This is a genomic window from Pseudomonas moraviensis subsp. stanleyae, from assembly GCF_036283065.1.
Taxonomy (GTDB): Bacteria; Pseudomonadota; Gammaproteobacteria; order Pseudomonadales; family Pseudomonadaceae; genus Aquipseudomonas; species Aquipseudomonas stanleyae.
The window spans coordinates 19,742-34,787 of sequence record NZ_JAADJI010000021.1 but is presented as its reverse complement, the minus strand read 5'-3'; the positions used below and the strand labels follow the sequence as shown (position 1 = coordinate 34,787).

The following is a 15,046-nucleotide window of genomic DNA, read 5'->3' as shown; positions in this document are numbered from 1 at the left end:
CAGGCTCACTCCCACAGAAGTCGCAGGTGTGCTGAAGGTTGAATCAATCCCCTATCCCTCTACCCGCCCTTTGCCCTCACGATCACCACGGTAATGCCTGGCCAGCGGAAAATCCGGCAGCCACGATTCGCGCCGTACCGTCCAGCTTTCATAGGTGGGTTGCAGTTGATCCGGCGCGTCGAGGGCGCCCAGGTTGATTTCGACTTCATCGGCGGATCGATTGAACACCGACGAGCCACAACGCGGACAAAAATGCCGCCCTTGGTAGTCATGGGTTTCACCGCTGATGCTCACCGCATCTTCAGGAAAAATCGCCGAGGCATGAAACAACGCGCCGTGCACTTTGCGACAATCGAGGCAATGGCACAGCCCGACCCGGTAAGGCTCGCCCTTTGCTTGAAAACGCACGTCGCCGCACAGGCATCCGCCGGTCAGTGTATTCATGGTTTACCTGCATTGCGCTCTTGATAAATACAATCGCCAAGTGCCGTTCAAAGGACCCGTTGCGATACTCCACTCAGCCTATAACAGTCGGTGCCTATGCGCATGGCTCAAGGACAAGTTCGGCATGTCCTGGCAGGCCATTCACGTCGGCTTCCTGCAGGTGCTCCAAGACCCGGACACGCGCAAGTCGCAGCGGGCGATGCAGGCCATGTTTCAGATGAAAAAGCTTGATGTCGCTGCACTGCAACGGGCATTCGACGGCCAGAGCTAATACACTCGGGCGCAGACCTGTCGGGAAGACCACGATGAAACACGCCGCTGCGAAAAACCCAGAGAAAGCCCCGCGTTTCTGGCGCGACGACGCCCTGCCTTTCATCGAGGCGCGGGCCATCGCGGATGGGCGCGAGGTCTGTTATGCGCGGCACTCCCACGCGCACTTTTCCATTGGCGCGATCACCGCCGGGCGCAGCACTTATGTGCATGAGCAAGCGCAGTTCGAGGTGGCGGCCGGCACCGTGGTGCTGATGAATCCCGGCGATGTGCATGCCTGTAATCCGGTCGATGACCAGCCGTGGTCGTATGTGATGTTGTATGTCGAGACGCCATGGCTGACGGATTTGCAGCATCAGTCAGGATTCGCGGCCGAGCTGGAATTTCGCCGTTTTTCGGACACGCATCTGGCTGATGCCGAGCTGTTCGGCAGGTTGATGGGCTTGTACGAGGTGTTGGTCGACGATAAGTTGGAGGCGCTGGCGAAACAGAGCGCGGCGGTGGAGTTTTTCAGTGAGCTGCAACTGCGCCTGAATCCGGCTGATCAGCCAATACTGGAGCCGAATTTCAAGCTGGAACGCGCCGCTGAATTCATCCGTGAGCATTGCACCGAGGTGCTCAGCCTCGAGGCGATTTGCGCGGCGGCGCAGCTGTCGCCGTCGTACCTGATACGTGCGTTCAAGCAGCGTTACGGAATGACGCCGCATGCCTTTTTGGTCAACCAGCGCATCCAGTTCGCCCGCGAGCGCTTGCGCAGCGGGCGGTTGATTGCTGATGTAGCGCATGAGGCCGGGTTTGCCGATCAGGCGCATTTTCAGCGAGCGTTCAAACAACATCTCGCGGCGACGCCGGGGCAGTATCGCGGCTGAACCCGATCTCCGATAACACACATATCCCCTGTAGGAGCTGACGAGTGCAACGAGGCTGCGATCTTTTGATCCTGATCTTCAAAAGCAAGATCAAAAGATCGCAGCCTCGTTGCACTCGTCAGCTCCTACAGAGGGAATGCGGTCAGGAAATCAAGTGATCAGGAGATAGACCGCGCTCACCGCCAGCAACAACGCCATCGAGCGGTTGAACCAGCGCATCCCCGCCGCGTTGCTCAAGTAGCCGCGCAAGAACGTCCCGGCATACACCCAGCAGCCCACCGACAGGTAGCAGATCACCAGATACACCGCCGCGAACTGCCAGACCAGCCGCGCCTCGCCGTCGGCGACAAACGCGCCCATGCCGGCCACGCACGCCAGCCAGGCCTTGGGGTTGAGCCATTGCATCACCGCGCCGTAGAGCATCGACGGCGCGCGGCCGGACTCGCAGGTGTGCAACTGGCCGTCATCGCTGGCCAGTTTCCAGGCCATGAACAGCAGAAACGCCACCCCGGCCCATTGCACCACTCGCGTCATGAACGGCCAGACTTTCAGTACCTCGTGCAAACCCAGCCCCATCAGCACCAGTAGCAACACAAACCCTAACGTGGCCCCGGCGACATGTCGCTGACTGGCGCGAAAGCCGTACTGCGCGCCGGAGCTCAAGGCAACGATATTGACCGGCCCGGGGGTGATGGAGGCGGCCAGGGCAAACGCCGCCATGGAAACAATCAGACTCATTGCACACCTGCTTCAAACGAGGAACGAGGGGGCTACGGTAGCGGCCGGCGTATTTCAGGTATTGAAGAAAATGACCCTGAGGATGCAAATCACCTGTGGGAGCGAGCCTGCTCGCGAAAGCGGTGGATCATTCAATCCGGCGCTGACTGGACTGGCGCCTTCGCGAACAGGCTCACTCCTACAGTGGGCACTCAGGCCAGGCGCGGGACGGTGAAGCGGAACTCACTGCCCTGCCCCAGCTCGCTCTCGGCGACGATCTGCCCGCCGTGGGCCTCGACGATGCCTTGGGTGATGTACAAACCCAGGCCCGTACCGGTCGGGTTGCCTTCCTTCACCGTCCAGTAGCGATCAAACACATGCGGCAAATGCTCTTTGGGAATGCCTTCACCACTGTCACGCACGGTAAAGACGATCTCATCGCCCACCGACTTGGCATGAACCCCCACGGTGCCCATGCGCGGGGTGAATTTGATGGCGTTGCCGACCAGGTTCGACAGCACTTGAAACAACCGCTCGGGATCGGCGTGGATGCGCAGGTCAGGATCGGCCTGGAAAGAAATGCTGATGTCCTTGTCATGGGCCAGCGGCGACAGCAGCGATTGCGCTTCTTCGAAAATAAGCCCGACGTCCAACGCCTGCGGGGTGATGGAATAGCGTCCGGCGTCGATCTTCGAGGTATCGAGCAAATCTTCCAGCAGCGTGTTCATCCGCGCCGTGGCCTGTTGCATGGTGTCGATCGCTGTGGAGATGCGCCGCGAGGTGTGTGCGCCTTCCGAGCTGAAGGCTTTCTGCATCATGCCGCAGAGCATGGAAATCACCGTCATCGGGTTGCGCAGGTCATGGGAAACCACCGCCACCAGATCGTCGCGCGCCTGCACTGCCTCCTGCTCGCGTCGTACCTGGCGGGCCAGATCGTTTTCCAGCGCCGAACGACGCAGGTCATTGGCGGCGAACCGATCACCGTGGCTCCACTTGGTGGAGATCCCGGCCATCTCGACCTTCCAGATCTCGAACGAGGTACGCGGACGCAGGCGCATCCCGGCGTCGGAGTTTTCCAGATCCAGCGGCTTGCGCGGGTCGCCGCTCCAGTTGATGTTTTCCTTCACTTCCGGACGGAACCACAGCACGCCGTTGTCCACCGGTTTCGGCAGGCTCATGGCGAGCACACCACTGGCCACCGACTGATACTGCGCCGCCGGCGGGTAAACGCTGGACAGATGATGGCTGGCAAAAACCGGCTCGCCGCGTTCCTGCAACCATTTGTGCAGCGCGCGAATTTCTTCTGGCGCCGGGCAGTTGCCGTAACGGTGCAGCTGCTTGTCTTCGATGATCGCGATGCCGCCGGCATTGACCAGCGCCATCAACGTCGCCGGCTGCTGCGCGAGGCCGTCGAACACGTTCTGCGGCGAATCGATCATCGCTTGATTGAGCCGCGCCAGCGCCTCGACCTTTTCTTCGCGCTGGCGGGTCAGTTCCAGGGTTTCCATCGCACTGATCTGCAACGACAGAACCTGGCCGATGGTCTGGCAGGCCATGCGCAATTCATGCGGCACGTGCAGCGGCTGGCGATTGCCGCAGCTGATCAGGCCCCAGAGCTTGTCGCCCTTGAGCAGGGAAATGCTCATCGACGACAGCACGCCCATGTTCTTCATGTACTGGCAGTGAATCGGCGAGACGCTGCGCAACGTGGCGAAGCTCAGGTCCAGCGGCGTCTGCGTGTCGGGGCGCAACTTCGGCACCAGCGGCACTGGCCGATAATCGGCGTTGGGAATGATCCGCAGCCAATTGGTGCGATACAACTCGCGCGCCTGCTCGGGGATGTCCGAGGCCGGGAAGAACAGGCCGTTGAACACTTCCATCGACGGATCGGACGCCTCGGCGATGACCTGACCGTGGCCCTCCTCCTCGAAGCGATAGATCAGTACCCGGTCGTAACCGGTCATCGCCTGGATTTCCTTGACGCTGATGTCGTACAGGGCCTGCAACGTGGTCGCCGCTTGCAGGCGCTGGAGCATGCGGCCCAGATGGGTGTTGACCCCGGCGACATTGCGCGGCTGGAAATTCTTTACGTGGATCTCAAGCTCGAGAATCAGTACGCCCTGATGGCGGTGCAGCAAACCTTCGAATTCAGTGCCGTTAAGCTCGAAACGCAGCGGCGCCGCCTCGCAGAACGTCGTCTGCTGCAAGGCTTGCAGTACTTGCGCGGTGTGTTCGGCGCCGATCAGGCTGTGCAGCGGCTGGCCGATCAACGCTTCGGGCGTGCGGGCCAGCAGGGTTTCAACGTTGGCGCTGACCTGAATGATCTGCAGTGCAGGCTCGCTCAGGGTCAGCAGCAAACCGTGGGGCTGAATCGCGCCGGGAAAGCGGATCGGCTCGTCGGCGCAATTGGCCAGCAGTTCTTCAAAGGCTTGTTGGTCTTGCAGGTTCATGCCAGTACCTCCTGGCGCTCGAGCCACTGCTCGAAACAGCTGAATGTGGTTTGTGCTGCGCTGACCACGGCCGCGCGTTCGCTGGCCGTCATGGGCCGGTTGCTCAGGTATTCAATGAATTCGCGCCAGCGCCGCCCGGTGGCCGCGCCGTAGACATCGAGAAACGCGGCGCCGTTGTCGGCGTCCAGATTCAGCCGCGCGGCAATCTCTCGACGCAGGATCTGCCCGCCAAGGGTCGCGCCTTCGAGCACGTACAGAACGCCAAGGCTGGCAGCGCTGGAGTCGATCACCGGCAAGTCGCCACACAGCGGCAGATCATTGGCCGTCGCGCCCAGCGCGCGCAGGTCGGCGTGCAAGGTTTCGGCCTTCAGACGAGGCGTCAGATTGAAATCTTCCGGGACCGCGCCACTGGCGAGCAACGCCCGCTCCAGTGGCTGATAGAAACCGTAATAGGCCGCCATCAAGCGTTCGAAAGCGCGGGTATCGAGGGAGTCGGAGAAAAAAGGAAGGCGTTTTTCCAGTGCGATGTGCAGTTCGGCTGTGCCGGCCCGCAGATCTTGCAGCACCGGTGGCACATAAACCTCACGGGCCTTTGCTTGCATGTAGATCGCTCTTGGTGGGACCCGGCAGGGGCCATTCTGGGTGGGCACAACGTGGGGGGGAATTTATCACGCCACGAGGCTTTTTCTGCCTGCAGAAGCGTTTTTTCTGTCGAGCCGCGACCCTATGACAGGTTGAGAGTGGCGCCGGATCAAAAAAGTTCGACCGACGCCATTATCCTGCCAGCAGAGATCACCTCAATCAGCGCCGTCGTTCTGCACCGATGGATCGCCGTTGGCCGGCACGCTGCGGTCGGCAACGGGTTTCGCAGGGTTGTTTTTTTCGGCCCCGGGGTAACCGGGCAGACCGCGAGTATCGTTCGGTGTCATGACATCTTCGCTGTCACGGCTGACGTCCCAGTCGGTGGTGGCGTTGGGATCTTCATCACGCCCGGCCGTGCCGATGGCGAAGCCGTCATCGTTGGGATTCAGGTTTTCGTCGAGGGCCTTGTCGTTGCTGGATCGGTTGCTCATGTCTGCCTCCAGAACACGTTGATCGGACTAGTTTGGAAACGCGCTGGCCGCTCGAGTGCAATGGACAAGACCAACGGTGCATTCGCGGCACTGGTCGCCTGGCTTGAACCACCGTTGCTGCGGGGGGTTCTGAAGAGAAACACTCGCTCGAGCACTGCCATGAGCCACCCGCGATTCGGCATTGAGGAAGAGTACTTTGTCACTGACCTGCAAACCCTGCGCATGGTCGGCAGTCCTCCGCCACAGGCCATCGAGGCCTGTCGGGCGGCGCTGGGGCTGTGGTTTGCCACGGAGATGTTTCAGGGGCAGATCGAAGTGGCCTCGCCGGTGTTCAGCGACTTTGTGCACGCCGGCGATTTTCTCCGTGGCAGCCGTCAGGCCTTGGGTGCAGCCCTCGAACCGTTTGGCCTGGGGGTGCTCAGTGCCGGCAGTCACCCGCTGGCCGACTGGCGTGAGCAGGTGCCTACCGACGAGGAACATTTCCATCATCTGTTCGAGCGCTACGGCCATGTCGCCCGGCGCAGCGTGTTGTCGGGGCTGCATGTGCACGTCGAGGTGGTCGAGCCGCTGGATCGCGTTGCGGTGATGAATGAAGTGCTGCCATGGACGCCGCTGCTGTTGGCGCTGAGCTGTTCGTCGCCGATCTGGGATGGCGCCGCCAGTGGTTTCATGAGTTATCGGCAGACCGCGTGTGACGAGTGGCCACGCATGGGCATTCCGCCGCTGTTTGCCGATCAGCGCCATTACGATGAGCACTTGGCGTTTCTCCTGCGCATCGGCGCGATCACTCAACCGAGCGAGTGCTGGTGGGGTGTGCGCCCGGCCGCGCGTTTTCCGACTCTCGAGCTGCGTATGACTGACGCTTGCCCTCGAGTCGACGATGCGCTGACGCTCGCGGCGTTTTTTCGCGTATTGGTGGCGCATGCCAGTGCACAGCGGCGGCCCGGCTTGCTCTACGACCAGACCGCGCGCTCGATGCTGGAAGAGAACCGCTGGCGTGCAAAACGCCTGGGGACTCATGCACGCTTTCTGGTCGAGGGCATCGACGGCGACTGTACGATCACGCAGTGGCTGGAGCTGGCCGAGCAGCGTTTTGCCGAGACCGCGCAGGTATTGGGCGCGGCGCAATTGTTCGAGCGTGCGCGGGCGATCATCGACAGCGGCACCAGCGCAGATCGGCAACTGGCGCTATTCAACCTGGCGTCTGAACAACCGCAAAACGGCCACCTGGCGCTGGCGCACGTGACTGAATCGTTGCTTCAGGAAACGGCTGGCTGAGCGCTCTCGGACGGGCCCTTGAGTTCGACCTGATTGCCGTCCGGGTCGAAACAGTACAGCGACAGGCCGTAACCCTCGGCGCCGAAACGTCTGGCGGCTTGCTCCACGGTCAGGCCGAACGAGCGCAGGTGAGCGATGAGCGCCGCTTCGTCGAACGGCTCGATGCGCAGGCAAAAATGATCGACATTGCGTTTGTCCGCCTCAGCCGCGCCGCCGCCCTTGCGCCCGAGTTCGCCTGCAAGGTCGACCAGATCGATCATCGACGTGCCGGCCCGCAAGTGCACCAGCCCCAGCGGCTGGTTATGCCTGACCACTTCGGCGCCAAACACCCTGGCGTAGAAATCGATGCTGCGTTGCAGGTCGGCGACGCGCAGGACGATGTGATCAATGCGCTGAATGGAAAACGGATGCATGGGTTGGCTTCCTTGAAAGCGGCGACCCGCTCATTGTGCTGCACCAGCGAAAAAATTCACTGTCGATTTTTCGGTGGAGCCATCGACAAAGCGGATTTACTCTCTGCCCATGAACATACCAGCCGCTGTCCTGCCGCCCCACGCCGAAATGGTTCGCGCCATGCTCGAACGCGACACTGCCTATGAAGGCGTGTTTTTCACAGCCGTGAAGACCACCGGGATTTTCTGCCGCCCGAGCTGCACGGCGCGCAAGCCGAAACCGGAAAACGTCGAATTCTTTGCCCACGCCGACGAATGCCTGTGCGCGGGCTATCGCGCCTGCCTGCGCTGCAAGCCACTGGACGCGGCGGCAATCGCCCCGGACTGGGTGCAACGCTTGCTCAACGCAGTGGACGCCGACCCCGAACGGCGCTGGAGCGATGCGCAATTGCTCGCCGAGGGCATCGAACCGCTGAAGCTGCGGCGCTGGTTCAAACAGCACTTCGGCATGACCTTCCACGCCTGGCTGCGCACCCGACGGCTCGGCATGGCGCTGGGCGGGATCAGGCAAGGCACATCGATCGATCACGCCGCGTTTGATTCCGGCTACGAGTCGCTCAGCGGTTTTCGCGACGCCTTTCAGAAGTCCTTCCACATCACCCCGGGCCGCGCCGCCAACAGTGAGCCGTTGCTGTTCACTCGCCTGACCACGCCGCTGGGGCCGATGATCGCCATGGCCGAGCGCCGTGGGCTGGTGCTGCTGGAGTTTCTCGATCGCCCGGCCCTGACCCGGGAAGTCGAAGCCCTGCAAAACCGTTACGGCTACGCCGTCGCGCCGGGGCACAACGCGCATTTGCAGCAGATCGAAGTGCAACTGGCGGATTACTTTGCCGGCAGACTCACTCAGTTCAGCGTGGCGTTGCACCTGCCCGGCAGCGCGTTCGCCCGCGAGGTCTGGGCGGCGCTGCTGCAAATTCCCTATGGCCATACCAGCACTTACGGCGCTATCGCCGCCGGGCTGGGCAAACCCGGTGCCAGCCGCGCGGTCGGTCTGGCCAACGGGCACAATCGCCTGTCGATCGTGGTGCCCTGCCACCGGGTAATTGGCGCAGACGGCTCGCTGACTGGCTATGGTGGCGGACAGCCGCGCAAGGCGTTTCTGCTTCGGCTGGAAAACGCTGCGCTGCAAATGACTCAACAATTGGCTTTCTGAAGCTTTCAATCAACTTAACGAGAAGGAATTTCGATGAGTACGCTCGATTCACCGCAGCATGACTGACGTGTATGACGCGGCCAGCGCGTTTCTGGCCGCAATGGACACTGACTGGCAACGCCATATCAGCGCGGTCGGGCCATGCCTGCATCAGCCACATCCGGCGCGCGATCCGTATGAGTCGCTGGTGCGGGCGATTGCCTATCAGCAACTGCATGCCAAGGCCGGCGACGCGATTCTCGCGCGTCTGGTGGGATTGTTTCCGGGGCAGGCGTTTCCGCGTGCGGAGCAGATTCTGGCTTCCGAGGTCGAGCACCTGCGCGCCTGCGGGTTTTCAGCGAGCAAGATCGCGACGATTCAGGGCATTGCCCAGGCGACACTGGACGGCGTGGTGCCGGATTACCCGACAGCGCGGGCGATGGATGATGAAACCCTGATCGAACGCCTGACCAGTCTGCGCGGAGTCGGCCGCTGGACCGTGGAGATGCTGTTGATCTATAGCCTCGAACGCATGGATATTCTGCCGGCTGATGATTTTGGCGTGCGCGAGGGTTATCGGCGTTTGAAGGGTTTGGAGATACAGCCGACGCGCAAACAGATGATCGAGATTGGTCAGGCGTGGAGCCCGTATCGGACGGTAGCCGCCTGGTATCTGTGGCGAGTGGCCAAGGTCTAGACCGCGTTATCGTTTTTCGCGAGCAGGCTCGCTCCCACACTGAATCAGCGTTCGGCGCGCTGTTTCCGCGTTCCTTGGGTGAGGGGAAAATCGAACTGGCGCTGCAAATCCTCAGCCTTGAGAATCTCGAACAACGCCTGCGCCGCGGCCGACAGCTCATTGCCCGGCTCGGTCAACACACCAATCGCCCGCTCCACCGAATCGCTCAAGGTCAGGCAATGCGCACCGAGCTCACGCATTTGCCCCGCACACAACGCCGGCACCGCGCTGACCCCAAGCCCGCTGGCAACCATCCGGCCGACCGTCGCCAATTGATGGCTCTCGAACTCCACCGGCAACTTCATCCCGCGTGCCTGCAAATGCTCTTCGAGCATTACCCGCACGGTCGATGGCCGCTGCAAGGTGATGAACGGTTCCTGCAGCAAGGTCTGCCAATCGATGTCGGCGCGACCGGCCAGCGCTGAATCCGCTGGCACCACGGCGACAAAGCGATCGACATACAACGGTGTGAAAGTCATCGAAGTGCTCTGCATCGGCGCAAATGCCACACCGAGTTCCACCTGCCGGTCGCGGACCATTTCCAGCACCTGCTCGTTGATCACGTCGTTGACCGTCACGTTGACGTTCGGATAGCGCGCGCGAAAGCTCTTGAGGATCGGCGGCAGCAGATTGCCGGCAAACGAAGGCATCGCCGCCAGCGTCACGCGTCCGCGTTGCAGGCTGAAACGCTGACGCATTTCGTCTTCGGCGTTGTCCCAGTCGGCGATCAACCGACGCGCCAGCGGCAGCAGGGATTCGCCTTCCGGGGTCAACGCAACATTGCGGGTATTGCGGCTGAACAACCGCCCGCCCAAGCCCTCCTCCAGCGCCTTGATGGTCAGGCTAAGCGCCGATTGCGACAGGTGCAGACGCTCGCAGGCTACGGCGAAGCTCAGGCTATGCGCCACGGCGAGAAAGGCGCGGATCTGTTTGATGGTCATGGTCGCGTTGCTCCAGTTGCGAGCGGCAAGCTTCAAGCTGCAAGCCGTGATGCGACGCCCCCATGTAGGAGCTGCCGAAGGCTGCGATCTTTTGATCTTGAAAATCAACGGCAAAAGATCGCAGCCCTCGGCAGTTCCTACAGGAGATCGCCGAAATGTTAATTATTGATGTTTATTAATCAATCCGCAGAAAAAATCAACTTAACAAATATATCCCGCAGAGAGACACTCCAGTCATTCGGCTAGCCAGCCGCCCGCAAATAATAAAAGAGGTGCCTATGGCAGGTTTCGACAAGCGTGTGAGTTCCTACGAGGAAGCGATGGCCGGGCTGGAAGACGGCATGACCGTCATCGCTGGCGGCTTCGGTCTGTGCGGCATTCCGGAAAACCTGATCGCCGAGATCAAGCGCAAGGGCACCCGCGACCTTACTGTCGTCTCCAACAACTGCGGCGTTGACGGGTTCGGTCTTGGCGTGCTGCTCAGCGACCGTCAGATCAGCAAAGTCATCGCCTCCTACGTCGGCGAAAACAAACTGTTCGAAGAGCAACTGCTCAAGGGCGAGATCGAAGTCATCCTCACCCCGCAGGGCACCCTCGCCGAGAAAATGCGCGCCGGCGGCGCTGGCATACCGGCGTTCTTCACCGCCACCGGCGTCGACACCCCAGTTGCCGAAGGCAAGGAAGTGCGTGAATTCAAGGGCCGCAAATACCTGATGGAAGAGTCCATCACCGGCGACTTCGCCATCGTCAAAGGCTGGAAGGCCGACCATTTCGGTAACGTGGTTTACCGTCACACTGCGCAGAACTTCAACCCGCTGGCCGCCACCGCCGGGAAGATCACCGTGGTCGAAGTCGAAGAAATCGTCGAACCCGGCGAACTCGACCCGACGCAGATCCATACCCCGGGCATCTACGTCGACCGGGTCATTTGCGGCACGTTCGAAAAACGCATAGAACAACGCACCATCCGCAAATAATTCAGGCCTACGGAGAACAACAACATGGCACTTACCCGCGAACAAATGGCTCAACGCGTCGCCCGCGAAATGCAGGACGGCTACTACGTGAATCTCGGCATCGGCATTCCGACCCTGGTCGCCAATTACATCCCCGAAGGCATGGAAGTCATGCTGCAGTCGGAAAACGGCCTGCTCGGCATGGGCCCGTTCCCGACCGAAGAAACCATCGATGCCGACATGATCAATGCTGGCAAACAAACCGTGACCGCGCGGATCGGCGCATCGATTTTCAACTCCGCCGAATCCTTTGCGATGATCCGTGGCGGCCATGTCGACCTGACCGTGCTCGGCGCCTTTGAAGTCGACGTTGAAGGCAACATCGCTTCGTGGATGATCCCCGGCAAACTGGTCAAGGGCATGGGCGGCGCCATGGATCTGGTGGCCGGTGCCGACAACATCATTGTCATCATGACCCATGCCTCCAAGGACGGTGAGTCCAAACTGCTGGCCAAATGCAGCCTGCCGCTGACCGGCGCCGGCTGCATCAAGCGCGTGCTGACCGACCTCGCCTATCTGGAAATCGAAAATGGCGCTTTTGTCCTCAAGGAACGCGCACCTGGCGTCAGCGTCGAGGAAATCGTCGCCAAAACCGCTGGTAAACTGATCGTCCCGGATCACGTACCGGAAATGCAGTTCGCTGCCGAGTGAGGAATTCGAAAATGCAAGACGTCGTCATTGTTGCCGCCACGCGTACCGCGATCGGCAGTTTCCAGGGCTCCCTGGCCAATGTGTCCGCAGTAGATCTGGGCGCGGCGGTGATCCGCCAGTTGCTCAAGCAGACCGGTCTGGACGGGGCGCAGGTCGATGAAGTGATCATGGGCCAGGTGCTGACCGCTGGCGCTGGACAGAACCCGGCGCGTCAGGCGGCGATCAAGGCTGGCCTGCCCCACGCGGTACCGGCGATGACCCTGAACAAGGTCTGTGGTTCGGGCCTGAAAGCCCTGCATCTTGGTGCGCAGGCGATTCGTTGCGGCGATGCCGAAGTGATTATCGCTGGTGGTCAGGAGAACATGAGCCTGTCCAACTACATCATGCCGGGCGCGCGCACCGGTCTGCGCATGGGCCACGCACAAATCGTCGACACCATGATCAGCGATGGCCTGTGGGATGCGTTCAACGATTACCACATGGGCATCACGGCGGAAAATCTGGTCGATAAATACCAGATCAGCCGCGAACAGCAGGACGCCTTTGCTGCTGCTTCCCAACAGAAAGCTGCCGCCGCCATCGAAGCCGGGCGCTTCGTTGATGAAATCACCCCGATCCTGATTCCGCAGCGCAAGGGCGATCCGGTCGCGTTCAATGTCGACGAGCAGCCACGCGGCGACACCAGCGCCGAATCCCTGGCAAAACTGCGCCCGGCGTTCAAAAAGGATGGCAGCGTCACCGCTGGCAACGCCTCCTCGCTCAACGACGGAGCCGCCGCCGTGATTCTGATGAGTGCCGAAAAAGCCAAAGCCCTCGGCCTGCCGGTTCTGGCCAGAATCGCTGCCTACGCCAACGCTGGCGTCGACCCGGCAATCATGGGCATCGGCCCGGTATCTGCCACCCGCCGCTGCCTCGACAAGGCCGGCTGGAGCATCGACCAGCTCGACCTGATCGAAGCAAACGAAGCGTTCGCCGCGCAATCGCTGGCCGTCGCCAAGGACCTGCAATGGGACCTGAACAAGGTCAACGTCAACGGCGGCGCCATCGCCCTCGGCCATCCGATCGGCGCGTCCGGTTGCCGTGTGCTGGTGACATTGCTCCACGAAATGCTCAAGCGCGATGCGAAGAAAGGGCTGGCGACCTTGTGCATTGGCGGCGGTCAGGGTGTGGCGCTGGCGCTGGAACGCGTTTAACCACGACATCCGCTGTAGCCTGCTCAAGAGCCCCTCACCCTGGCCCTCTCCCAGAGGGAGAGGGAATTGATCGGGGGATGCGCAGGAGTCATGTCGGCCTGAGCGGGCTGAGTTGAATCCATAATCGACTCGGTCATTCAGGTCGATGTCTGATGCAAGACAACTCGGTCGGCTCCCTCTCCCTCCGGGAGAGGGCTGGGGTGAGGGAGCTGTTGACTGCGTTACATCGGTTTTTTACCTGCCGAGAATCTGTGGTGAATGTTCTGGCCCCTTCGCGAGCAGGCTCGCTCCCACAGGGGAATGCGTTTTCAACTGTGGGAGCGAGCCTGCTCGCGAAAGCACTTGCTCAGGCGCCGAGAATTCAAGGCTTGCGCAGCAGATAGGTATCCATGATCCACCCATGCTCCGCCCGCGCCGCTTTGCGCACCCTTTCTATTTCGTCGGCGACATCCGCCAATCGGCCGCTGATCAGTATTTCGTCCGGCGTGCCCAGGTAAGCCCCCCAGAAAATCTCGGTCTGCCGCTCTGCAACCCGCTGATATGAATCCTCAGCATCCAGCATCACCACCAGACTGTCCGCCTCACTCACCTGCCCCGCCGCCAGCCGCCGGCCCGTGGTGATTTCCACCGAACGGCCGATCGTGTTCAGCGGTATCTTGTGCTGCGCTGCCAGGGCCTGAACGCTGGTAATCCCCGGGATCACCTCGTATTCAAACTCACAGCGGCCTGATGCCTGAATCGCCTGAAGAATCCGCAATGTGCTGTCGTATAACGCCGGATCGCCCCAGATCAGGAATCCGCCACACTGGCCGTCGGACAATTCTTCATTGATCAGCCGTTCGAAGGTCTGCTGCTTGGCGCGGTTCAGTGCATCGACGCTCGCCGTGTAGTCGACATCGCCGCGCTCGCGCTCCGGACTGCTGGCTTCGACAAAGCGATAAGCGTGGTCGGTGATGTAGCGCTCGCAGATCTCCCGGCGCAGGTCGATCAGCGTCTGCTTGCTCGGGCCTTTATCCAGCAGAAAGAACACATCGACCCGATTCAGCGCTTTCACCGCCTGCATCGTGATGTAGTCCGGATTGCCGGCGCCAATGCCGATGACCAGCAGCTGTTTCATCAGAATCCCTCTTCAAGGTCCATGCCCGGCAAGCGTAGACGCCAGATGCCATTGAAGCGCAGCTCGATCATTGCCAGCGGCTCGACGTCGATCGCATTGAACGCTGCGCCCTGCAGCACCTGCATCAGCGCTGCACGGATGACAAACGGATGGGTGACCGCCACCACATGCCCCGGCGTTGCGGCGATGGTGTCCAGCCACATTGAAACCCGTTCCGTCAGTTGCCTGACCGATTCGCCGCCATGGGGCGCCGCTTCAGGATCGGCCAGCCAGGCCTGCAACGCGTCGGCCTCATTGGTTTGCAGATCCTTGATCGATTGGCCGTGCCAGCGTCCCCAGTCACAATCGCGCAGGGCCGGCTCAACCTGCGCATCAACGCCAAACCCCGCTGCCGTTTGTCGAGTTCGCAACTCCGGCGCGCAAATCAGCCGCCGTGGCGAGGCGAATCGCGCTTTCAACGTGTCAGACGCTACCGGCAAATCTTCAACGGGCTCGTTCGTAGGAAAACGCGCCAGTTTCTGTGCGATGGTTCGCGCATGGCAAATCAGTGTCAAACGGCTACTTGGCACAAGCAGGTACTCGGTCGAAAGATAAGACAGGCAGCGGGATATAGCCGATGCGCGGGCCATTGTGCCGTAAAACCGCAGCCCTGAGGATTGCCGCCCGCTCGCCGCTGAAGTTTGCTCAGGCAATATCTGACACCATCA

The 15,046-nt window shown here is 61.2% G+C and carries 16 protein-coding genes and 1 pseudogene; 8 read left to right on the top strand and 9 right to left on the bottom strand.

The genetic code is table 11. The annotated features are described in order from the left end of the window. Window positions 1-51: 51 nt before the first annotated feature. Window positions 52-444 (bottom strand): GFA family protein, encoded by a 393-nt coding sequence (locus tag GXB78_RS27790; RefSeq protein ID WP_329517827.1) that lies wholly within the window; start codon window positions 442-444, stop codon window positions 52-54. Between the two features lie 97 nt (window positions 445-541). On the opposite strand from GXB78_RS27790, the pseudogene GXB78_RS27785 reads away from it, so the two are divergent. Continuing rightward, window positions 542-715: pseudogene (locus GXB78_RS27785) on the top strand (VOC family protein); the annotation flags it as partial. Between the two features lie 34 nt (window positions 716-749). Then, the gene (locus GXB78_RS27780) at window positions 750-1,583 is read left to right on the top strand and encodes an AraC family transcriptional regulator (RefSeq protein ID WP_329517826.1); all 834 of its coding nucleotides are present in this window, start codon (window positions 750-752) and stop codon (window positions 1,581-1,583) included. A gap of 150 nt (window positions 1,584-1,733) precedes the next feature. Here the strand turns inward: GXB78_RS27780 and GXB78_RS27775 are convergent, their stop codons facing one another. The 4 genes from GXB78_RS27775 to GXB78_RS27760 form a co-directional block, all read right to left on the bottom strand. Next, entirely contained in the window at window positions 1,734-2,321 is a 588-nt protein-coding gene (locus GXB78_RS27775; protein ID WP_329517825.1) for a LysE family translocator, read from the bottom strand. A gap of 191 nt (window positions 2,322-2,512) precedes the next feature. Beyond that, a complete protein-coding gene (locus GXB78_RS27770) occupies window positions 2,513-4,750 on the bottom strand; it encodes an ATP-binding protein (protein ID WP_329517824.1) in 2,238 nt (745 codons plus the stop codon). Next, window positions 4,747-5,352 carry a biliverdin-producing heme oxygenase gene (locus GXB78_RS27765; RefSeq protein ID WP_329517823.1) on the bottom strand — a complete coding sequence of 202 codons (606 nt, stop codon included), beginning with the start codon at window positions 5,350-5,352 and terminating at the stop codon, window positions 4,747-4,749. The genes GXB78_RS27770 and GXB78_RS27765 overlap by 4 nt, the downstream gene beginning before the upstream one ends. Window positions 5,353-5,547: 195 nt before the next feature. Further along, the gene (locus GXB78_RS27760) at window positions 5,548-5,823 is read right to left on the bottom strand and encodes a hypothetical protein (RefSeq protein ID WP_329517822.1); all 276 of its coding nucleotides are present in this window, start codon (window positions 5,821-5,823) and stop codon (window positions 5,548-5,550) included. A gap of 159 nt (window positions 5,824-5,982) precedes the next feature. Between GXB78_RS27760 and GXB78_RS27755 the strand changes: the two genes are divergently transcribed. Further along, the gene (locus GXB78_RS27755; RefSeq protein WP_329517821.1) at window positions 5,983-7,101 is read left to right on the top strand and encodes a carboxylate-amine ligase; all 1,119 of its coding nucleotides are present in this window, start codon (window positions 5,983-5,985) and stop codon (window positions 7,099-7,101) included. Here the strand turns inward: GXB78_RS27755 and GXB78_RS27750 are convergent. After that, entirely contained in the window at window positions 7,083-7,514 is a 432-nt protein-coding gene (locus tag GXB78_RS27750; RefSeq protein ID WP_329517820.1) for a VOC family protein, read from the bottom strand. The genes GXB78_RS27755 and GXB78_RS27750 overlap by 19 nt on opposite strands. Window positions 7,515-7,623: 109 nt before the next feature. Here GXB78_RS27750 and GXB78_RS27745 point away from each other — a divergent pair, with 109 nt between their 5' ends. Together GXB78_RS27745 and GXB78_RS27740 are read left to right on the top strand one after the other, a co-directional pair. Beyond that, the gene (locus GXB78_RS27745; RefSeq protein ID WP_329517819.1) at window positions 7,624-8,706 is read left to right on the top strand and encodes a bifunctional transcriptional activator/DNA repair enzyme AdaA; all 1,083 of its coding nucleotides are present in this window, start codon (window positions 7,624-7,626) and stop codon (window positions 8,704-8,706) included. A gap of 58 nt (window positions 8,707-8,764) precedes the next feature. After that, window positions 8,765-9,382, top strand: a complete 618-nt coding sequence (locus tag GXB78_RS27740) for a DNA-3-methyladenine glycosylase family protein (protein ID WP_329517818.1) — start codon at window positions 8,765-8,767, stop codon at window positions 9,380-9,382. Between the two features lie 44 nt (window positions 9,383-9,426). On the opposite strand, the gene GXB78_RS27735 is transcribed toward GXB78_RS27740, so the two are convergent. After that, on the bottom strand, window positions 9,427-10,362 hold the full coding sequence (locus GXB78_RS27735) for a LysR family transcriptional regulator (RefSeq protein ID WP_329517817.1): 936 nt from the start codon (window positions 10,360-10,362) through the stop codon (window positions 9,427-9,429). A gap of 278 nt (window positions 10,363-10,640) precedes the next feature. On the opposite strand from GXB78_RS27735, the gene GXB78_RS27730 reads away from it, so the two are divergent. The 3 genes from GXB78_RS27730 to GXB78_RS27720 are packed head-to-tail and all read left to right on the top strand — an operon-like array spanning window position 10,641 to window position 13,222. Continuing rightward, on the top strand, window positions 10,641-11,339 hold the full coding sequence (locus GXB78_RS27730; RefSeq protein WP_329517816.1) for a CoA transferase subunit A: 699 nt from the start codon (window positions 10,641-10,643) through the stop codon (window positions 11,337-11,339). Between the two features lie 24 nt (window positions 11,340-11,363). Next, a complete protein-coding gene (locus tag GXB78_RS27725) occupies window positions 11,364-12,029 on the top strand; it encodes a CoA transferase subunit B (protein WP_039762320.1) in 666 nt (221 codons plus the stop codon). An 11-nt stretch (window positions 12,030-12,040) separates the two neighbouring features. Further along, a complete protein-coding gene (locus GXB78_RS27720) occupies window positions 12,041-13,222 on the top strand; it encodes an acetyl-CoA C-acetyltransferase (RefSeq protein WP_329517815.1) in 1,182 nt (393 codons plus the stop codon). Window positions 13,223-13,583: 361 nt separating this feature from the next. On the opposite strand, the gene cobF is transcribed toward GXB78_RS27720, so the two are convergent. Together cobF and GXB78_RS27710 are read right to left on the bottom strand one after the other, a co-directional pair. Beyond that, on the bottom strand, window positions 13,584-14,339 hold the full coding sequence (gene cobF, locus GXB78_RS27715) for a precorrin-6A synthase (deacetylating) (protein WP_329517814.1): 756 nt from the start codon (window positions 14,337-14,339) through the stop codon (window positions 13,584-13,586). Then, the gene (locus GXB78_RS27710; RefSeq protein ID WP_329517813.1) at window positions 14,339-14,908 is read right to left on the bottom strand and encodes a histidine phosphatase family protein; all 570 of its coding nucleotides are present in this window, start codon (window positions 14,906-14,908) and stop codon (window positions 14,339-14,341) included. Before GXB78_RS27710 ends, cobF begins: the two co-directional genes overlap by 1 nt. Window positions 14,909-15,046: the final 138 nt, after the last annotated feature.